Annotated in this window: 21 protein-coding genes; 13 read left to right on the top strand and 8 right to left on the bottom strand. The window is 51.3% G+C overall.

Annotated features, from left to right (window positions below; genetic code table 11):
* The 9 genes from fabZ to tilS all read left to right on the top strand — a co-directional run bounded on the left by fabZ (window position 1) and on the right by tilS (window position 11,539).
* Complete coding sequence (gene fabZ, locus GF617_RS04735; RefSeq protein ID WP_007373234.1) at window positions 1–456, top strand: 3-hydroxyacyl-ACP dehydratase FabZ; 456 nt, start codon at window positions 1–3, stop codon at window positions 454–456.
* A 3-nt stretch (window positions 457–459) separates the two neighbouring features.
* Window positions 460–1,248, top strand: a complete 789-nt coding sequence (gene lpxA / locus GF617_RS04730; RefSeq protein WP_181622328.1) for an acyl-ACP--UDP-N-acetylglucosamine O-acyltransferase — start codon at window positions 460–462, stop codon at window positions 1,246–1,248.
* A complete protein-coding gene (gene lpxB / locus GF617_RS04725; protein WP_181622329.1) occupies window positions 1,248–2,396 on the top strand; it encodes a lipid-A-disaccharide synthase in 1,149 nt (382 codons plus the stop codon). The genes lpxA and lpxB overlap by 1 nt, the downstream gene beginning before the upstream one ends.
* Window positions 2,393–2,989, top strand: coding sequence for a ribonuclease HII (gene rnhB / locus GF617_RS04720; RefSeq protein WP_203451202.1), 597 nt, complete (start codon window positions 2,393–2,395; stop codon window positions 2,987–2,989). The genes lpxB and rnhB overlap by 4 nt, the downstream gene beginning before the upstream one ends.
* 38 nt (window positions 2,990–3,027) lie before the next feature.
* Window positions 3,028–6,510 (top strand): DNA polymerase III subunit alpha, encoded by a 3,483-nt coding sequence (gene dnaE / locus GF617_RS04715; RefSeq protein ID WP_203451201.1) that lies wholly within the window; start codon window positions 3,028–3,030, stop codon window positions 6,508–6,510.
* Between the two features lie 12 nt (window positions 6,511–6,522).
* A complete protein-coding gene (gene accA / locus GF617_RS04710; RefSeq protein WP_181622332.1) occupies window positions 6,523–7,482 on the top strand; it encodes an acetyl-CoA carboxylase carboxyl transferase subunit alpha in 960 nt (319 codons plus the stop codon).
* Window positions 7,483–7,582: 100 nt separating this feature from the next.
* Window positions 7,583–9,715, top strand: coding sequence for a lysine decarboxylase LdcC (locus GF617_RS04705; RefSeq protein WP_203451200.1), 2,133 nt, complete (start codon window positions 7,583–7,585; stop codon window positions 9,713–9,715).
* Between the two features lie 65 nt (window positions 9,716–9,780).
* Entirely contained in the window at window positions 9,781–10,170 is a 390-nt protein-coding gene (locus tag GF617_RS04700) for a VOC family protein (protein ID WP_203451199.1), read from the top strand.
* A gap of 58 nt (window positions 10,171–10,228) precedes the next feature.
* Window positions 10,229–11,539 (top strand): tRNA lysidine(34) synthetase TilS, encoded by a 1,311-nt coding sequence (tilS, locus tag GF617_RS04695; protein ID WP_203451198.1) that lies wholly within the window; start codon window positions 10,229–10,231, stop codon window positions 11,537–11,539.
* A gap of 3 nt (window positions 11,540–11,542) precedes the next feature.
* Here the strand turns inward: tilS and rof are convergent, their stop codons facing one another.
* Window positions 11,543–11,803: a Rho-binding antiterminator gene (gene rof / locus GF617_RS04690; RefSeq protein ID WP_181622336.1), complete on the bottom strand. Its 261-nt coding sequence runs from the start codon at window positions 11,801–11,803 to the stop codon at window positions 11,543–11,545.
* Entirely contained in the window at window positions 11,790–11,990 is a 201-nt protein-coding gene (locus GF617_RS04685) for a YaeP family protein (protein ID WP_006173580.1), read from the bottom strand. The genes rof and GF617_RS04685 overlap by 14 nt, the downstream gene beginning before the upstream one ends.
* A 197-nt stretch (window positions 11,991–12,187) precedes the next feature.
* Here GF617_RS04685 and GF617_RS04680 point away from each other — a divergent pair, with 197 nt between their 5' ends.
* Genes GF617_RS04680 through nlpE form a run of 3 tightly spaced genes read left to right on the top strand, consistent with a single transcriptional unit; the run spans window position 12,188 to window position 13,885 of the window.
* The gene (locus GF617_RS04680) at window positions 12,188–12,733 is read left to right on the top strand and encodes a YaeQ family protein (RefSeq protein ID WP_203451197.1); all 546 of its coding nucleotides are present in this window, start codon (window positions 12,188–12,190) and stop codon (window positions 12,731–12,733) included.
* A complete protein-coding gene (arfB, locus tag GF617_RS04675; RefSeq protein WP_181622338.1) occupies window positions 12,730–13,152 on the top strand; it encodes an alternative ribosome rescue aminoacyl-tRNA hydrolase ArfB in 423 nt (140 codons plus the stop codon). The genes GF617_RS04680 and arfB overlap by 4 nt, the downstream gene beginning before the upstream one ends.
* A 34-nt stretch (window positions 13,153–13,186) precedes the next feature.
* The gene (gene nlpE, locus GF617_RS04670) at window positions 13,187–13,885 is read left to right on the top strand and encodes an envelope stress response activation lipoprotein NlpE (protein WP_181622339.1); all 699 of its coding nucleotides are present in this window, start codon (window positions 13,187–13,189) and stop codon (window positions 13,883–13,885) included.
* Between the two features lie 53 nt (window positions 13,886–13,938).
* Here the strand turns inward: nlpE and proS are convergent, their stop codons facing one another.
* The 6 genes from proS to metN form a co-directional block, all read right to left on the bottom strand.
* The gene (gene proS / locus GF617_RS04665) at window positions 13,939–15,657 is read right to left on the bottom strand and encodes a proline--tRNA ligase (RefSeq protein WP_181622340.1); all 1,719 of its coding nucleotides are present in this window, start codon (window positions 15,655–15,657) and stop codon (window positions 13,939–13,941) included.
* A gap of 112 nt (window positions 15,658–15,769) precedes the next feature.
* Window positions 15,770–16,474 carry a tRNA (N6-threonylcarbamoyladenosine(37)-N6)-methyltransferase TrmO gene (gene tsaA, locus GF617_RS04660; protein ID WP_181622341.1) on the bottom strand — a complete coding sequence of 235 codons (705 nt, stop codon included), beginning with the start codon at window positions 16,472–16,474 and terminating at the stop codon, window positions 15,770–15,772.
* A complete protein-coding gene (gene rcsF / locus GF617_RS04655; protein ID WP_181622342.1) occupies window positions 16,471–16,875 on the bottom strand; it encodes an Rcs stress response system protein RcsF in 405 nt (134 codons plus the stop codon). The genes tsaA and rcsF overlap by 4 nt, the downstream gene beginning before the upstream one ends.
* A 106-nt stretch (window positions 16,876–16,981) precedes the next feature.
* A complete protein-coding gene (metQ, locus tag GF617_RS04650) occupies window positions 16,982–17,797 on the bottom strand; it encodes a methionine ABC transporter substrate-binding lipoprotein MetQ (protein WP_181622343.1) in 816 nt (271 codons plus the stop codon).
* A 40-nt stretch (window positions 17,798–17,837) separates the two neighbouring features.
* The gene (locus tag GF617_RS04645) at window positions 17,838–18,491 is read right to left on the bottom strand and encodes a methionine ABC transporter permease MetI (protein WP_203451196.1); all 654 of its coding nucleotides are present in this window, start codon (window positions 18,489–18,491) and stop codon (window positions 17,838–17,840) included.
* Entirely contained in the window at window positions 18,484–19,515 is a 1,032-nt protein-coding gene (metN, locus tag GF617_RS04640) for a methionine ABC transporter ATP-binding protein MetN (RefSeq protein WP_181622345.1), read from the bottom strand. The genes GF617_RS04645 and metN overlap by 8 nt, the downstream gene beginning before the upstream one ends.
* Window positions 19,516–19,703: 188 nt before the next feature.
* On the opposite strand from metN, the gene gmhB reads away from it, so the two are divergent.
* Entirely contained in the window at window positions 19,704–20,270 is a 567-nt protein-coding gene (gene gmhB, locus GF617_RS04635) for a D-glycero-beta-D-manno-heptose 1,7-bisphosphate 7-phosphatase (RefSeq protein ID WP_181622346.1), read from the top strand.
* The last annotated feature ends 143 nt before the right edge of the window (window positions 20,271–20,413 follow it).

Genomic DNA, 20,413 nt, shown 5'->3' with positions numbered 1-20,413 from the left:
TTGACTACTGACACTCATACTCTGCATATTGAAGAGATTTTAGAACTTCTGCCTCACCGCTATCCGTTTTTGCTGGTAGACCGTGTGCTGGATTTTGAAGAAGGTCGTTTTCTGCGCGCAGTGAAAAATGTCTCCGTAAATGAGCCATTCTTCCAGGGGCATTTCCCTGGTAAACCTATCTTCCCGGGGGTGTTGATCCTGGAAGCGATGGCACAGGCAACGGGTATTCTGGCGTTTAAAAGCGTTGGTAAACTGGAGCCTGGTGAGTTGTATTACTTCGCAGGTATTGATGAAGCGCGCTTTAAGCGTCCAGTCGTGCCCGGTGATCAGATGATCATGGAAGTCACTTTTGAAAAAACGCGTCGTGGCCTGACTCGCTTCAAAGGCGTAGCTCTGGTTGATGGCAAAGTTGTTTGCGAAGCGACAATGATGTGCGCGCGTAGCCGGGAGGCCTGATACGTGATTGATAAATCCGCCTTTATTCATCCTACTGCGATTGTGGAAGTTGGTGCCATCATTGGTGCTAATGCCCACATTGGTCCTTTCTGTATTGTTGGGCCCAATGTTGAAATTGGTGAGGGTACAGTACTGAAATCTCACGTTGTGGTGAATGGTCATACGACCATTGGTCGCAACAACGAGATCTATCAGTTTGCCTCCATTGGTGAAGTAAACCAGGACCTGAAATACGCTGGTGAACCGACCCGTGTGGAAATTGGCGATCGTAACCGTATTCGCGAAAGCGTCACCATTCATCGTGGCACAGTACAGGGTGGTGGATTGACAAAGGTGGGCAGCGACAACCTGTTTATGATCAATGCACATATCGCGCACGATTGTACGGTAGGTAGCCGCTGTATTCTCGCCAACAATGCAACGCTGGCGGGACACGTATCGGTTGATGATTTCGCAATTATTGGCGGCATGACTGCTGTCCATCAATTTTGCATCATTGGTGCACATGTGATGGTCGGTGGCTGCTCCGGTGTGGCGCAAGATGTCCCACCGTACGTCATTGCGCAGGGCAATCACGCAACGCCGTTTGGCGTGAATATCGAAGGTCTCAAGCGTCGTGGCTTTAGCCGTGAAGCGATTACAGCGATCCGTAACGCGTACAAACTACTGTACCGTAGCGGAAAAACGCTGGAAGAGGCTAAACCGGAAATTGCTGAGTTAGCGAAAAAATACCCTGAAGTGAATGAGTTCATGGAGTTCTTTGAACGTTCAACTCGCGGTCTGATTCGTTAATGGTCGACAATCGTCCTCTTACGATAGCCCTGGTCGCCGGAGAAACCTCCGGCGATATTCTTGGTGCAGGTCTTATCCGTGCGCTTAAAGCTCGTGTACCGAATGCTCGCTTTGTGGGTGTTGCGGGTCCACTTATGCAGGCTGAAGGTTGCGAAGCCTGGTATGAAATGGAAGAGTTGGCGGTCATGGGCATTGTTGAGGTGCTGGGACGCCTGCGTCGCCTGTTGCATATTCGCGCCGATCTCACTCGCCGTTTTACCGATCTCAAACCCGATGTGTTTGTTGGTATCGATGCGCCTGACTTCAATATCACGCTTGAAGGCAATCTGAAAAAACAGGGCATCAAAACCATTCATTACGTCAGTCCATCTGTTTGGGCGTGGCGACAGAAACGCGTTTTCAAAATAGGAAAATCCACCGATTTGGTGCTGGCTTTTCTGCCTTTCGAAAAAGCGTTTTACGATAGATTCAATGTTCCGTGCCGCTTTATCGGCCATACCATGGCAGATGCAATGCCATTGGATCCAGATAAAAATGCGGCGCGTGACGTGTTGGGTATTCCGCATGATGCACATTGTCTGGCACTACTGCCCGGAAGTCGTGGAGCGGAAGTGGAGATGCTGAGTGCTGATTTCCTGAAAACAGCACAAATACTGCGTAACACATACCCCGACCTGGAAGTGGTTGTACCGTTAGTGAATGCTAAACGTCGCGAGCAGTTCGAACGAATTAAGGCAGAGGTTGCACCTGACCTGCATGTCCACTTACTGGATGGTAAAGGCCGCGAGGCTATGGTGGCCAGCGATGCGGCATTGCTGGCGTCGGGTACGGCAGCGCTGGAGTGTATGCTGGCAAAATGCCCGATGGTTGTAGGCTACCGCATGAAGCCATTCACCTTCTGGCTGGCAAAACGTCTGGTTAAAACGGATTATGTTTCTTTGCCAAACTTACTTGCCGGGCGTGAATTGGTGAAAGAATTGTTACAGGATGAATGCCAGCCTCAGGCGTTGGCGGATGCATTATTGCCGCTCCTGGCAGACGGTAAAACCAGCCATCAGATGCATGATACTTTCAGGGAACTGCATCAGCAGATCCGTTGTAATGCCGATGAGCAAGCGGCTGACGCGGTGCTGGAGCTAGCAAAATGATAGAATTTATCTATCCACACACGCACCTTGTGGCGGGTGTGGATGAAGTGGGCCGTGGCCCTCTGGTTGGTGCAGTGGTGACTGCTGCCGTGATCCTTGATCCGGCTCGCCCGATTGTTGGGTTAAACGATTCTAAAAAACTTTCAGAAAAGCGCCGATTGGCGCTCTTTGATGAGATCAACGAAAACGCTCTGGCCTGGAGTCTGGGTCGCGCGGAACCGCATGAAATCGATGAATTAAATATATTGCACGCTACTATGCTGGCGATGCAGCGTGCGGTTGCGGGACTGAAAATTGCGCCGGAATACGTCCTTATTGACGGTAATCGCTGTCCGGCACTGCCAGTGCCTTCTATGGCTGTGGTCAAAGGTGATAGCCGGGTTGCTGAAATCAGTGCCGCTTCTATTATGGCTAAAGTGACACGTGACGCCGAAATGGCTGAACTGGATCTCATTTATCCCCAGTATGGTTTTGCCCAGCATAAGGGATATCCAACCGCTTTCCATCTGGAAAGGCTGGCTGAATATGGCGCAACTGAACATCATCGGCGCAGCTTTGGTCCGGTGAAACGCGCGCTGGGACTGGTGTCCTGAATCAATACGCAAGCAAATAAGTAACGCGGAATCTGAAGATGGCTGAACCACGTTTCGTACACCTGCGGGTGCATAGCGACTACTCCATGATTGATGGGCTGGCGAAGACCGGACCGCTTGTAAAAAAGGCGGCTGCTCTTGGCATGCCTGCGCTGGCGATCACCGATTTCCTCAACCTTTGCGGTCTGGTGAAGTTCTACGGGACGGCGCATGGCGCAGGGCTGAAACCTATCGTTGGAGCAGATTTTCATGTGCAGAGCGAGTTACTCGGCGATGAAATGACGCAGCTCACCGTACTTGCCATGAACAACACAGGGTATCAGAACCTGACGTTGTTGATCTCCCGTGCGTATCAGCGTGGCTATGGCGTATTGGGTCCCTGGATTGATCGCGACTGGCTGGCGGAGTTGAGTGAAGGGCTGTTGCTGATTTCAGGCGGTCGCATGGGCGATGTCGGTAAAAGCTTGCAGCGAGGAAACCCGGCTCTGGTTGAGCAGTGTGTTTCATTTTACGAACAGCATTTCCCGGATCGTTACTATCTTGAACTGATCCGTACCGGACGGCCAGAAGAAGAAAATTATCTGCATGCCACTGTGGCTCTGGCGGAGGAGCGCGGGTTGCCGGTTGTGGCCACTAACGATGTGCGCTTCCTCGAACCGGGGGATTTTGACGCGCATGAGATTCGCGTGGCGATCCATGATGGTTTTACGCTCGACGATCCCAAACGCCCACGTAACTACTCACCGCAGCAGTATATGCGCAGTGAGGATGAGATGTGCGAGTTGTTCGCCGATCTTCCGGAAGCGCTGGAAAACTCAGTTGAAATTGCTAAACGCTGTAATGTGACGGTGCGTTTAGGCGAATACTTCTTGCCCCAATTCCCGACCGGCGAGATGACTACGGAAGATTTTCTGGTCCTCAAATCGAAAGAGGGCCTGGAAGATCGTCTGGAATTTCTGTTCCCTGATGAAAATGTGCGGAAAGAGAAACGACCGCCTTACGATGAGCGACTGGATATTGAACTCCAGGTTATCAACCAGATGGGATTCCCTGGCTACTTCCTGATCGTGATGGAGTTTATCCAGTGGTCCAAGGATAACGGCGTACCTGTTGGTCCAGGACGTGGTTCTGGTGCGGGGTCGCTCGTGGCCTATGCACTTAAAATTACCGATCTTGATCCGCTGGAGTTTGACCTGCTGTTTGAACGTTTCCTTAACCCGGAACGTGTTTCCATGCCCGACTTTGACGTTGACTTCTGTATGGAGAAGCGCGACCAGGTTATTGATCACGTGGCTGAAATGTACGGTCGTGATGCGGTATCGCAGATTATCACTTTCGGTACAATGGCCGCGAAAGCGGTTATCCGTGACGTAGGACGCGTGCTGGGACATCCATACGGATTTGTTGACCGAATTTCTAAGCTAGTTCCGCCTGATCCTGGCATGACGCTTGCGAAAGCGTTCGAAGCAGAGCCGCAATTACCGGAAATTTACGAAGCGGACGAAGAAGTTAAAGCGCTGATTGATATGGCGCGTAAGCTGGAAGGTGTCACGCGAAATGCCGGTAAGCACGCGGGGGGCGTGGTTATTGCGCCAACCAAAATTACTGACTTTGCTCCGCTATACTGCGATGAGGCAGGGCAGCATCCAGTAACCCAGTTTGACAAGAATGACGTTGAATACGCCGGGCTCGTGAAATTTGACTTCCTGGGTTTGCGTACGCTCACTATCATTGACTGGGCACTGAAGATGATCAATCCGCGTCGGGCTAAACAAGGCCTGGAACCGATTGATATCGCAGCCATCCCTCTTGATGATAAGAAAAGTTTCGACATGCTGCAGCGCTCGGAAACCACAGCGGTATTCCAGCTTGAATCCCGTGGCATGAAAGATTTGATTAAGCGCCTGCAGCCTGACTGCTTCGAAGATATGATCGCACTGGTCGCCCTTTTTCGTCCGGGCCCACTGCAGTCAGGGATGGTAGATAACTTTATTGACCGTAAACACGGGCGCGAAGAGATTTCTTACCCGGATGTACAGTGGCAGCACGAAAGCCTGAAACCCGTACTGGAGCCGACCTACGGCATTATCTTGTACCAGGAACAGGTTATGCAGATTGCACAGGTGCTTTCTGGCTATACGCTCGGCGGCGCAGATATGCTTCGCCGCGCGATGGGTAAGAAAAAGCCTGAAGAGATGGCCAAACAGCGTGGTACGTTCGAAGAAGGCGCAAAAAATAACGGCGTTGATGGCGAGCTGGCGATGAAGATTTTCGACCTGGTGGAGAAATTCGCTGGGTACGGATTTAACAAATCACACTCCGCCGCCTATGCTTTGGTGTCATACCAGACGCTGTGGCTGAAAGCGCACTATCCCGCAGAGTTTATGGCAGCGGTAATGACCGCAGATATGGACAACACGGAGAAAGTGGTTGGCCTGGTGGATGAGTGCTGGCGCATGGGGTTGAAAATCCTGCCGCCAGACATTAACTCCGGTCTTTACCATTTCCACGTCAATGATGACGGCGAGATTGTGTATGGGATCGGTGCGATCAAAGGGGTAGGTGAAGGTCCGATCGAAGCGATTCTTGAGGCGCGTAACAACGGCGGATATTTCCGCGAGCTGTTCGACCTCTGTGCCCGTACCGACACTAAAAAATTGAACCGTCGTGTGCTGGAAAAGCTGATCATGTCTGGCGCGTTCGACAGGCTGGGGCCACATCGTGCCGCGCTGATGAACTCGTTGGCGGATGCCCTGAAGGCAGCCGATCAGCATGCAAAAGCGGAAGCGATTGGGCAGGCCGATATGTTTGGCGTGCTGGCAGAAGAACCTGAGCAAGTTGAACAGTCTTATGCCAGCTGCCAGCCGTGGCCAGAACAGGTTGTACTGGATGGTGAGCGTGAAACGTTAGGGCTTTACCTGACGGGTCACCCGATCACCCAGTACCTAAAAGAAATTGAGCGCTATGTCGGAGGCTATCGGCTGAAAGACATGCATCCGACAGAACGTGGTAAAATTACCACAGCTGCGGGGCTCGTGATTGCTGCAAGGGTAATGGTCACCAAGCGCGGCAATCGTATCGGCATCTGTACGCTGGATGACCGTTCCGGGCGTCTGGAGGTGATGTTGTTCACCGACGCGCTGGATAAATACCAGCAATTGCTGGAAAAAGACCGCATACTTATCGTCAGCGGACAGGTCAGCTTTGATGACTTCAGCGGGGGGCTTAAAATGACCGCCCGTGAAGTGATGGACATTGACGAAGCCCGGGAAAAATATGCTCGCGGGCTTGCTATCTCGCTGACGGACAGGCAAATTGATGACCAGCTTTTAAACCGACTCCGTCAGTCTCTGGAACCCCACCGCTCGGGGACCATTCCAGTACATCTCTACTATCAGAGGGCGGATGCACGTGCGCGCTTGCGCTTTGGTGCAACGTGGCGTGTCTCTCCGAGCGATCGTTTACTTAACGATCTCCGTGGCCTCATTGGTTCGGAGCAGGTGGAACTGGAGTTTGACTAATACAGGAATACTATGAGTCTGAATTTCCTTGATTTCGAACAGCCGATTGCAGAGCTGGAAGCGAAAATCGATTCTCTGACAGCGGTAAGCCGTCAGGATGAAAAACTGGATATTAACATCGACGAAGAAGTGCATCGTCTGCGTGAAAAAAGCGTAGAACTGACGCGCAAAATCTTTGCCGATCTCGGCGCATGGCAGATAGCCCAACTGGCACGTCACCCTCAGCGTCCGTACACCCTGGATTATGTCCGCCTGGCGTTTGATGAATTTGACGAACTGGCTGGCGATCGCGCTTATGCTGACGACAAAGCCATCGTGGGCGGTATTGCTCGTCTGGATGGGCGTCCGGTGATGATCATTGGTCATCAGAAAGGGCGTGAAACCAAAGAGAAAATTCGTCGTAACTTTGGTATGCCAGCGCCAGAAGGCTATCGTAAAGCACTGCGTTTGATGGAGATGGCTGAGCGTTTCAATATGCCAATCATCACCTTCATTGACACCCCAGGTGCGTACCCTGGTGTGGGGGCTGAAGAACGTGGTCAATCTGAAGCGATTGCCCGTAACCTGCGTGAGATGTCACGCTTGAATGTACCGGTTATCTGCACCGTTATTGGTGAGGGTGGCTCCGGTGGGGCGCTGGCAATCGGTGTGGGCGATAAAGTGAATATGCTGCAGTACAGCACCTATTCCGTTATTTCCCCAGAGGGTTGTGCATCCATTCTGTGGAAAAGCGCGGACAAAGCCCCGCTGGCTGCAGAAGCCATGGGTATCATTGCGCCACGCCTGAAAGAACTGAAGTTGATCGACTCCGTGATCCAGGAGCCGTTGGGTGGTGCGCATCGCAACCCGGAAGCGATGGCTGCATCGCTGAAAGCACAGCTGCTGGCCGATCTCGCCGATCTCGATGTGTTAAGCAAAGACGATCTGCGCAATCGCCGTTATCAGCGTCTGATGAACTACGGTTACGCCTAAGCGTCACAATTATCCGAAAAGCCGCACAATGTTGCGGCTTTTTTTATACCTGTTGTTTAGCTCAGCTATGCTTAGCTAATGTTTTTCAAGGAGGTAAGCCGTGAATATTATTGCGATTATGGGGCCGCACGGCGTCTTTTATAAAGACGAACCCATCAAGGAGCTGGAACAGGCATTAGCTGCGCGTGGGTTTCAATTGATCTGGCCGCACAACAGTGCTGATCTGCTAAAGTTTATCGAGCATAACCCCCGGATTTGCGGCGTCATCTTTGACTGGGATGAGTATGATCTGGAGCTGTGCAGTGACATCAATCAGCTCAATGAATACTTGCCGCTCTATGCTTTCATTAATACCCACTCAACGATGGATGTCTGCGCCCATGATATGCGCATGGCGTTATGGTTCTTCGAATATGCGCTGGGTGCTGCGGAAGATATCGCGACGCGCGTTGAACAGTATACGCGTGAATATCTCGACAATATTACCCCACCGTTTACCCGCGCGCTTTTCACCTATGTGAAGGAAGGGAAGTACACCTTTTGTACGCCAGGACATATGGCTGGCACGGCGTATCAGAAGAGCCCTGTCGGTTGTCTTTTCTATGATTTTTTTGGCGGGAACACTCTTAAAGCTGATGTATCGATTTCAGTCACGGAACTGGGTTCTTTGCTCGACCATACCGGCCCGCATCTGGATGCCGAAGAATACATTGCCCGCACTTTTGGTGCGGAGCAGAGTTACATGGTGACTAACGGAACGTCGACGTCGAACAAAATTGTTGGGATGTATGCAGCGCCCGCTGGCAGCACGCTACTGATTGACCGTAATTGCCATAAATCTTTGGCACATCTTCTGATGATGAGTGATGTTGTCCCACTGTGGTTATCACCCACGCGTAATGCGCTGGGGATCCTGGGGGGAATTCCGCGTCGTGAATTTTCCCACGCTGCCATTGAACAAAAAGTGGCAACCATTCCCGGTGCAACCTGGCCGATTCACGCGGTGATCACCAACTCCACGTACGATGGTCTGCTGTATAACACCAACTGGATCAAGCAGACACTCGACGTGCCTTCTGTTCATTTCGATTCGGCCTGGGTTCCTTATACCAACTTCCATCCAATCTATGCTGGTAAAAGTGGGATGAGCGGTGAACGCGTACCGGGCAAAGTCTTCTTCGAAACGCAGTCGACTCACAAAATGCTGGCTGCCTTTTCTCAGGCCTCCTTAATCCATATTAAGGGCGAATATGACGAAGAGACATTCAATGAAGCCTTTATGATGCACACCACCACTTCCCCGAGCTATCCGCTGGTGGCCTCCATTGAAACGGCAGCGGCAATGCTGCGTGGAAATCCGGGCAAGCGACTGATCAACCGTTCTGTGGAAAGGGCGCTCCATTTCCGCAAAGAAGTACAGCGGCTAAAAGAGGAAGCTGACGGATGGTTCTTTGACATCTGGCAACCGGAAGAGATTGATGAAGCTGAATGTTGGCCCGTAGCACCGGGTGAAAACTGGCATGGCTTCCGTGATGCCGATGGCGATCATATGTTCCTCGATCCCGTGAAAGTGACGATTCTGACGCCGGGCATGGACGAACAAGGCGTGATGAGTGATGAAGGGATCCCTGCCGCACTGGTAGCGAAATTCCTTGATGAGCGTGGTGTCGTGGTGGAGAAGACCGGACCATATAATCTGTTGTTCCTGTTCAGCATCGGCATTGATAAGACCCGCGCGATGGGACTGTTGCGCGGTCTGATGGAGTTCAAACGTGCCTACGATCTGAATTTGCGGGTGAAGAATATGCTGCCCGATCTCTATGCCGAAGATCCTGATTTTTACCGCAATATGCGCATTCAGGATCTGGCGCAGGGGATCCACAAACTGATCCGTCAGCACGATCTGCCACGCCTGATGTTGCAGGCTTTTGACGTGCTGCCAGAGATGAAGTTAACACCGTATAAAGCCTGGCAACAGCAGGTGAAAGGTGAGGTTGAAACCATCGAACTGGAAAATCTGGTTGGACGCGTGTCGGCGAACATGATTCTGCCATATCCACCAGGCGTGCCGCTGCTGATGCCGGGAGAGATGCTCACTGAAGAAAGTCGGGCTGTGCTCGATTTTCTGCTGATGCTTTGTTCCGTAGGACGCCACTATCCTGGTTTTGAGACCGATATCCATGGCGCGAAGCGTGATGAGCAAGGCGGTTACTGGGTCCGAGTCCTAAAATAAGGAGGGCAGCTTGCAAGCCCCGGGTTTTCGGTTGTAACGTTCAGGCATCATAAAAAGGAGAAGCTATGCTGGGTTTAAAACAGGTTCACCACATTGCGATCATTGCGACCGATTACGCCAAAAGTAAGGCATTCTATTGCGATATCTTGGGTTTCACGCTGTTGAGCGAGTTTTACCGTGAGGAACGTGATTCATGGAAAGGGGATCTTGCGTTGAACGGCCAATATGCCATTGAGCTGTTTTCTTTTCCTTTTCCGCCTGCGCGTCCGTCACGACCTGAAGCCTGTGGACTGCGTCATTTAGCGTTTAGCGTCGATGATGTTGAGCGTGCGATAAAACATCTTGAGAGTCATGGCGTGAAATGCGAAGCGATTCGGGTCGATCCCTTTACCGATAAGCGTTTTACCTTTTTCAACGATCCGGACGGATTACCGCTGGAGCTTTACCAGCAGTAATATCCATCATGTGTGATAATGCCCGCTCAGTTCGGGCATTTTTTATGTGTAATTTCATATGACTTCTTCTGCTATCGCTCAAGTCGTTTCGCCGTACCGCCAGTTGCTGGTGGGGTTTAGCGGCGGACTGGATTCCACCGTTTTGCTTCATCGGCTTAAACTCTGGCGTGATCTGGAACCTGATGTTCGGCTTCGGGCGATTCACATTCACCATGGTTTGAGCACGCATGCTGACGCCTGGGTAGCACACTGTGAAGCATTATGCGCGAAGTGGGCGATCCCACTTGTTGTTGAGCGTGTCACGCTCCGGGATGAAGGCTTGGGAATTGAAGCGCAAGCACGGAAAGCCCGCTACGCTGCGTTTGCAAACGCACTGCAAGCTGGTGAAGCTCTGGTGACAGCGCAGCATCTTGATGATCAATGTGAAACTTTTTTGCTGGCGCTTAAGCGGGGAAGTGGTCCTGCGGGGCTTTCCGCTATGCCGGCGCGGACTGATTTTGCGGATACTGAACTGATTCGCCCGTTATTGGGAGAAACGCGTGCTTCCCTTGAAGCCTGGGCGCAGGAGCATCACCTGCGCTGGATTGAAGATGAGAGCAATCTGGACGATAGCTACGACCGCAATTTTCTGCGTTTACGCGTTTTACCCCTCCTGAATCATCGCTGGCCACATTTTGCTGATGCTACGGCAAGAAGTGCTCTGCTTTGTGCAGAGCAGGAAAGTTTGCTGGACGAATTACTGCGCGAAGAGTTGATCGGCATAACCTCTTCAGAGGGTGCGCTGGCGATCCCCCCGCTTGAGGGGATGAGCGTAGTGCGTCGTTCTGCGCTGTTACGCCGCTGGCTTGGCACACAGGGGGCAGTAATGCCTTCACGTGCGATGCTGAACCGCATCTGGGATGAGGTGGCTCAGGCACGGCAAGATGCCACGCCTTGTTTGCATCTGAACGGCTTTGAGGTGAGACGCTATAAAGAGCAGCTTTGGTGGATCAAATGCCAGCCCTCACTTGCGGAGATGATCCTCGACTGGGATTGTCCTGACGAAGCACTGGTGTTGCCTGCAGGAGCAGGGACGGTGTCGCTTGTGGCGTCCGGGAATGTCCGTTTACCGACGGAGAATGAGACTGTCACTGTGCGCTTTAAAGCCCACGGCTTGCTGCATATTGTTGGACGGAACGGCGGACGTAAGCTGAAAAAAATCTGGCAGGAGTGCAATGTGCCACCCTGGTTACGTGACACCACACCGCTGCTATTTTACGGCGAAACGCTAATTGCCGCCGCTGGGGTATTTGTGACTCAGGAAGGATGGGCGGAGCAGGGCGTGTGTTTTGAATGGAGAGCATACGGGCAGCAGGCTGCCCGTTCGTGAAAATCAGGACTCGCTCACCACGACGGTTCCGATTTCTGGGTGACTGAAGCTGGCAATTTTATCGAGACGGAGCTCACGTGTTGCACCAGCATCTTCCACGACCAGATATTCCACATTTTTCCGTGAAACCAGGTCGCTGGCTTTGGCCTTCAACACTTCGCCATCTTTTAACTCCAGCGTCAGCATCAAATGATGCTGGCAGGCGAGTTCGAGGTTGTCATAGTCATCACAATTGATGGGTTGATAGGTATCATTCATCGACATAATCGCTCACCAGTAAATTCGCAGCAGCATACGCTGCTTTTTCCCTGACCGATTCTGAAAGGCTCTCATCAGAGGCCACTTCATTTAGCACTTTCAATACACAGCCCAACGCGTCCGGGATGTATCCCAGATCGCCGCTGGCGATTTCCGCATACCGTTTGCGAATTAACTCACAATAATTATTCACATCCCCTCCTGCCAGCGTACTGACTTTACTGTGAGATATCATTAAGCCTACGAAGATAAACTCGGTTTAGCAAGGTGACTATACCATACTCATTCAAGCAATATCAGCGCCTTGATGGTCTGCCATTCATCACCTCGTAACAGCCTTTTTGCGCTATTTTCGCTACAATGCACGCCTGAATCGAAAGGAGTTCTCTCATGGCGCTGAAAGCGACAATTTATAAAGCGGTGATCAATGTGGCCGATCTTGACCGCAACCAGTTTCTCGATGCGTCATTAACCCTGGCGCGTCACCCTTCTGAGACCCAGGAGCGGATGATGTTACGCCTGCTGGCATGGATTAAACACGCCGACGAACGCCTGCAATTTACTCGTGGTTTAAGTGCGGAAGATGAACCAGAAGCCTGGTTGCGTAACGACCATCTGGGTATTGATTTGTGGATAGAACTCGGTCTGCCGGATGAACGTCGTATTAAGAAGGCATGCACCCAGGCTGCGCAAGTGTCGCTGTTTACCTATAATCAACGGGCCGCTGAAATATGGTGGCAGCAGCACAAGAATAAGTGTGCGCAGTATGCCAATCTCTCAGTCTGGTATCTGGACGATGAGCAACTGGCGCAGGTGAGTGCGTTCGCGAGCCGTACTATGGTATTGCAGGCGACCATTCAGGATGGCGCGATCTGGCTCTCCGACTCTCAGAATAATCTGGAAATACAGTTTACGGCGTGGCAACCCACTTCATGATTGTTTTGTCCCGAAATGTCAGCATCCCTGATAATGAGCTAGAGATCACGGCGATCCGTGCGCAGGGTGCGGGCGGACAGCATGTTAACAAGGCCTCAACCGCCATTCATTTGCGCTTTGACATCCGGGCATCCAGCCTGCCAGAGTATTACAAAGAAAGCCTTCTTGCTGCCAGCCATCATCTGATCACCAGCGAAGGGATCATTGTGATTAAGGCTCAGGAGTATCGTAGCCAGGAATTAAACCGGGAAGCAGCCATTTCCAGGCTGGTGGCGGTGATAAAAGAATTAACCGCAGTGCAAAAAAGTCGCCGTGAAACCAGACCAACACGCGCATCGAAAGAGCGCAGGTTATCGACGAAAGCTCAGAAATCCACAGTGAAAGCACTACGCGGTAAAGTTCGTCGCCCGATGGAGTGACGAAAAGGAACACCATTTTCATAAGGAATTCATTGTGAAAAAAGCAGTATTGTCAGTACTGGCAGTCAGTACGCTCTTTGCACTTTTTGGGTGTAATAACCGTTCAGAAACCCAGATGTTGCAACCGACGCCAACTGAAGAATTAAAACCGATGCAGCAGAGCTGGCGTGGTGTATTACCTTGCGCTGATTGCGAAGGGATCGAAACGTCATTGTTTCTGGAGAAAGATGGTAGCTGGGTGATGAACCAGCGCTATCAGGGAGCAAAAGAACCTTCGTCGTTTGCAACCTACGGAACCTGGGCTCGTACCGCAGAGAAGTTGATTCTTACGGATACCACCGGAGAGAAAACCTATTTCCGGGCCAAAGGCGAGGGGATGGAGATGCTCGATCGTGAGGGTAATCCAATCGAGTCTCAGTTTAATTACACTCTGGCGCCGGTTAAAGCGGCTTTGCCGTCAACGCCAATGGCGATGCGAGGGATGTATTTTTACATGGCTGATGCCGCGATCTTTACGGACTGTGCAACAGGTAAGAAAGTGAGTGTGGCTAATAACGCCCAACTGGAGCGTGATTATGCTGTCGCGCGAGGTAATGACAGTAAACCAGTGCTACTGACCGTTGAGGGTCACTTCACACTGGAAGCCAATCCGGATAGCGGCGAGATGGTGAAAACGCTGGTGGCGGATAAAGACGCGAAGTTTGTTGCGGGCAAAGAGTGCGGGAGTAAGTAAGCTAAGCTGCGTTTTGCCATAAAAAACCCCGCATTTGCGGGGTTTTTCGTTTCTTAGCCTTTAATGGCTTTCACCAGGTAATCAAGGATGTCGCCGGTCTTGATCATCTGTTTCTCGCCGCTACGACGGTATTTGTATTCAATCTCGTCGCTGTCGAGGTTGCGGTCGCCGATAACGACAGTGTGCGGAATACCGATCAGTTCCATATCAGCAAACATCACGCCTGGACGCTCTTTACGGTCATCCATCAGCACTTCGATACCCTGAGCACGCAATTCGCTGTAGAGCTTCTCAGCCAGTTCTTGCACGCGATAAGATTTGTGCATATTCATTGGCAGGATAGCGACCTGGAACGGAGCGATATTATCTGGCCAGACAATCCCGCGTTCGTCATGGTTCTGCTCAATCGCCGCGGCAACCACACGTGTTACCCCGATTCCATAGCAACCCATAGTCAGGATCTGGTTACGACCGTCTTCACCCTGAACTGAAGCATTCAGCGCCTGAGAGTATTTCGTACCCAACTGGAAGATGTGACCCACTTCGATACCGCGTTTGATCATCAAAGTACCCTGGCCGTCCGGGCTTGGGTCGCCCGCAACTACGTTACGGATGTCAGCCACTTCTGGTGTCGCGACATCGCGCTCCCAATTAATGCCGAAGTAGTGCTTACCGTCGATGTTTGCACCCGCGGAGAAATCACTCATTGCGGCAACGGTACGGTCAATGATCACCGGAATTGGCAGATTAACCGGACCAAGAGAACCCGGACCTGCGTTGACCACAGCACGGATCTCGGCTTCGGTAGCGAAAGTCAGTGGGCTTGCAACCTGTGGCAGTTTTTCCGCTTTTACTTCGTTCAGTTCGTGATCGCCACGGACCAGCAATGCAACCAGCGGATATGCGCTGCCTTCCGCTGATTTTACCAGCAGCGTTTTCACCGTTTTCTCAATTGGCAGATTGAACTGTTCAACCAGCTCGGCGATGGTTTTCGCATTTGGCGTATCAACCAGTTTCATCTCTTCGGTTGCGGCTGCGCGCGGTGTTGTAGGCGCCAGAGCTTCCGCAAATTCGATATTGGCTGCGTAATCAGAGGTATCAGAGAAGATCACATCGTCTTCACCGCTTTGCGCCAGCACCTGGAATTCGTGAGATGCGCTACCGCCAATGGAGCCGGTGTCAGCCTGTACGGCACGGAAATCCAGACCCATGCGGGAGAAGATTTTGCTGTAGGCTTCGTACATCTTGTCGTAAGTCTCTTGCAGAGATTCCTGCGATGTATGGAAAGAGTACGCATCTTTCATCAGGAATTCGCGAGAACGCATCACGCCAAAACGCGGGCGGACCTCGTCACGGAATTTAGTCTGGACCTGGAAGAAATTCAGCGGCAGCTGTTTGTAAGAGCTCAGCTCGTTACGAATCAGGTCAGTGATCACTTCTTCATGTGTAGGACCCAGGACAAACGGACGCTCGCCACGGTCAACAAAACGCAGCAGTTCCGGGCCGTACTGCTCCCAACGACCGCTTTCCATCCACAGGTCTGCGGGCTGAACCACAGGCATGGACACCTCGATTGCACCGGCGTTGTTCATCTCTTCACGCACGATGTTTTCGACTTTTTTCAGGACGCGCAGGCCAGTCGGCAGCCAGGTATATAACCCGGAGGCCAGCTTGCGGATCATCCCGGCGCGCAGCATCAACTGGTGGCTGATCACTTCGGCGTCGGCAGGTGTCTCCTTCAGAGTGGAGAGCAGATATTGGCTAGTACGCATGTTGTTACGGTTCCATTTCTACGATTGGAACAGGCTGAAACACCAGCCTGACACAAAAAAAGTGGTTTAGTTTACCAGTGTGGCAAAGATGCCAAAAGAGAGGAAAATAAAATTACTTTGGCTCAAGGGCAAAGACTTCAAAACCATCCTCAGTAACGCGCCAGCGAACATTAAAATCAAGCAGCCAGACAGCATACGTTTTCCCTGCTTCTTCTTCCTTACGGTAGGCTGGACGGGGATCCTGAGCCAGTACCTCAACGATAAATTCCCGCAGGTGGGGATAGCGTTTTTCCAGCAGGTTTAACTGTTGAATAACTTCAACTGAGAACCCGACTGGCATATCTGCCTGTGGCGCTTGTTGGGCATAGCTTGCGCGTGCATCCGGCAAGGCTTCGGCAAAGGGCAAATAAGGCTTGATGTCGATGACGGGTGTGCCATCAACGAGATCGAGGCTGCCTAAATCCAGTATGACCTGATCTTTCTGACACCGGATGCCTTTTAACTCAACCAGAGACATACCGATCGGGTTTGGGCGAAATGTCGAGCGGGTCGCAAAGACGCCCATTCTGGCGTTTCCACCCAGGCGAGGAGGACGAACAGTTGGACGCCATCCACCTTCCATTGTTTGATGGAAGACAAAAATGACCCACAAATGACTAAATGCATCGAGCCCACGAACGGCGTCGGCCTGGTTGTAAGGTGCAAGCAAGTGAAGCTCACCATTGCTTTTTACCAAACCAGGCTGGCGTGGCACGGCGAACTTCTCTTTATAAGGTGAGCGGATAACGCCTATCTGCTCAAACTGAAATGAACTCATTTCGCCGAAATGTTCAGTGCAGAACCGATGCAAACGGCCTGACGGTAGCAGCCAGGTGTTCCACTGGTCACTTCGCAACTGTGCAGCAGAACCGCGTTAGCTTTCATTTTTGCCGCGTTGATCTGCATGCGCTTACGTGCCGTAGGGATGTTGGGTGGGGAGTCCTGATTAGTTGCCTGACAGGATTCGCCGCTCACTTCACCCAGTTCACGGAAAGGTTTACCCACCAGATCGTCAGCTTTGGTAATAATTCTTACCGGTGCAGGACGTGGTGCTTTCGGTTTTACTGGCTCCGCTTTTGGCGGTGTTGCAGTGCTTTGAACAGGTTCAACAGGAGATCTGCTTAGCATAGAACAGCCGCTCAGCATGAGTGCTAAAAGACAGATCGGTAAAGCACGCATAATATTTCCTCAATGGATAATCAAATCGTCAGATATTGAATCAGTTGCCTGCACAAATGACAAGACGGGCATACGCCCGTCCTGATGATTTTACACTAAGGTCAGATTACCAGCCTTTAACCGCACCGCCGTTAAAGACTTTGTTTGCTTCCTGATACACTTCATCTGACTGATACGCCTGAACGAATTTCTTCACGTTTTCAGCATCTTTGTTGTCTTCGCGAGTCACGATCAGGTTGACGTACGGGGAGTCTTTGTCTTCAACGAAGATACCGTCTTTAGCCGGTGTCAGACCAATCTGGCTAGCGTAGGTGGTATTGATAACCGCCAGCGCAATTTGTGCATCGTCCAGAGAGCGTGGCAGTTGTGGGGCTTCCAGCTCAACCAGCTTCAGATTTTTAGGATTCTCGACAACATCAAGAGCGGTTGGCAGCAGGCCTACACCTTCTTTCAGTTTGATCAGGCCCACTTTCTGCAGGAGCAGCAGTGAACGGCCAAGGTTAGTTGGATCGTTAGGGATAGCGACCTGGGAGCCAGGCTGCAGTTCATCCAGAGATTTAATTTTCTTGGAGTAACCAGCAATTGGGTAAACGAAGGTATTACCGACGGCAACCAGTTTGTAACCGCGATCTTTGATCTGCTGATCCAGATACGGTTTATGCTGGAAGGCGTTTGCATCGATATCGCCTTTGCTGAGTGCTTCGTTCGGCAGCACATAATCGTTAAAGGTCACCAGCTCAACATCCAGGCCATATTTCTCTTTTGCCACTTTCTGAGCAACTTCTGCAACCTGCTGTTCTGCACCCACGATAACGCCCACTTTGATGTGGTTTGGATCTTTCTCGTCCTGACCGCAACCCACCAGTGCCAGAGAGCCGATCAGCGCGCCTACCGCTGCAAAGGTCTTTAATTTAAACGCCATGTTTTATCCTTAACTCGTCGAGTTTGTGTTGTGTGTAACGTTATTTGTGAGTAACAGCCCGGACGATGCGATCGCCAGAGAATTGGATTAAGTAAACCAGAACAACCAGCAATACCAGAACGGTGTTCATCACGGTAGCGTTATAGCCAATATACCCGTACTGATAACCAATCTGGCCTAAACCGCCAGCCCCCACAGCGCCGCCCATTGCGGAATAGCCCACCAGAGTAATGAGTGTAATGGTTGCCGCATTTACCAGACCCGGCAGTGCTTCAGGCAGTAAGACTTTACGAACGATCTGAATAGGCGTTGCGCCCATCGCGCGTGAGGCTTCAATCAAACCGGTCGGGATTTCCAGTAGCGCATTTTCTACCATACGGGCAATAAAGGGTGCAGCACCGACGGTCAGTGGCACAATCGCGGCCTGCAGCCCGATAGATGTACCGACAATCACGCGGGTAAAAGGAATCATCCAGACCAGAAGAATAATGAACGGGATGGAACGGAATATATTCACCAGTGCGGAGAGCGTACGATACAGTTTTGAGTTCTCAATGATCTGGCCAGGGCGCGTGACATACAGCAGCACGCCGACTGGCAAACCAATCACAAAACCAAAAAAGCCCGATACGAAGGTCATTGCCAGCGTTTCCCATACGCCGCGAACCAGCAGCCACATCATCGGTTCAGACATAACCCAGTACCTCTACTTTTACATGGTGTTCTTGCAGCCACGCGATTGCGCCTTGCGTCTCTTCTTGCGTGCCGTGCATTTCTGTCAGCATGATGCCGAACTTAACGCCACCGGCATAATCCATCTGCGCGCTAATAATGTTGTTGTTCACATTAAAGCGACGTGCAGTTTCGGACAGCAACGGAGCATCAACGGACTGACCGGTGAACTCCATACGTAACATGGGCACGCTGTCTGGCGTCGGTTCTGCTTTCAGACGGGCCAGATAATCTTCCGGGATATCCAGATGCAGTGTGGATTGAATAAACTGTTGAGCCAGTGGTGTCTTCGGATGTGAGAACACTTCGCTGACCGTATCCTGTTCGATCAATTCACCGTTGCTGATGACTGCGACGCAGTCACAAATACGTTTAACCACATCCATCTCATGTGTAATAAGAAGGATGGTCAAACCCAGACGCCGGTTAATGTCTTTCAGCAGTTCCAGAATAGAACGTGTGGTTGCTGGATCTAATGCGCTGGTGGCTTCATCGCACAGCAGGACTTTCGGATTGCTTGCCAGCGCGCGGGCAATTGCGACGCGCTGTTTTTGACCGCCGGACAAATTTGCCGGGTAGCTATCGTGCTTATCAGCAAGGCCGACCAGATCCAGTAATTCCGTAACGCGACGCTTAATTTCGTCTTTAGGGGTATTATCCAGTTCCAGTGGCAATGCCACGTTGCCGAAAACAGTGCGGGATGCCAGCAGGTTAAAGTGCTGGAAGATCATGCCAATCTGGCGGCGCGCTTTCGTTAATTCTTTTTCAGAGAGCGCCGTGAGTTCTTGCCCACCGACCTCTACATTTCCCTGAGTAGGGCGCTCAAGTAAGTTAACACAACGGATCAGCGTACTTTTACCTGCACCCGATGCGCCAATGACGCCATAAATTTGACCAGCAGGAACATGCAGGCTGACGTTGTTCAGCGCCTGAATGGTTCGGTTCCCCTGCTGGAACACTTTGGTGATATTGGAAAGTTTAATCATTAGATTATTTTTATCGTATGTAAGTTAGCCGTGGCATTTTGTTCTGCCAGATACGGGGGATGCCCGTAAACAAAATGGATGTTAAGGCATCCAGACGGCTAAATCAATCCAACTCTGTGCGATGAGCACTTTATTGCGCTGCGATTCATGAGATACTAACCAGACATGCCTTTTTCAGGAGCAAACCGGTGGCAAAATCAGTACCCGCAATTTTTCTCGATCGTGATGGCACTATCAATGTGGATCACGGTTATGTCCACGAGATTGATGAGTTCGAGTTTATCGATGGCGTAATAGATGCAATGCGTCAGTTGAAAGAGATGGGTTATGTGCTCGTGGTGGTCACCAACCAGTCCGGTATTGCGCGTGGCAAGTTTACCGAAGCACAATTCGAAACGCTGACGGAATGGATGGATTGGTCGTTAGCAGATCGAGGGGTAGATTTGGATGGCATCTATTACTGCCCACACCATCCTCAAGGAACAGTAGAGGAGTATCGCCAAACTTGTGATTGCCGTAAGCCACATCCAGGGATGTTTGTCTCAGCACAGGAATTTCTGCATATCGATATGGCTGCTTCTTATATGGTGGGTGACAAACTGGAAGATATGCAGGCTGCAACCGCAGCTGGTGTTGGTACGAAGGTATTAGTGCGTACGGGTAAACCTGTGACCCCAGAGGCAGAGAATGTGGCGGATTGGGTGATAAGTAGTCTGGCAGAGCTGCCAAAAGAGATTAAAAAGCATCAAAAGTAAACGTTTTGGTGGAAATGTGAGCGGTTGAAATAAAATTGCATTTTTCCGCTTGTCATTCCTTGGAAGCTCCCTATAATGCGCCTCCATCGACACGGCGGATGTGAATCACTTCACAAACAACCCGGTCGGATGAAGAGAAAAAT

The sequence above is a fragment of the Lelliottia sp. RWM.1 genome (assembly GCF_016859735.1).
In the GTDB taxonomy this organism is placed as follows: Bacteria; Pseudomonadota; Gammaproteobacteria; order Enterobacterales; family Enterobacteriaceae; genus Enterobacter.
This window is presented reverse-complemented; position numbering and strand designations above follow the sequence as displayed.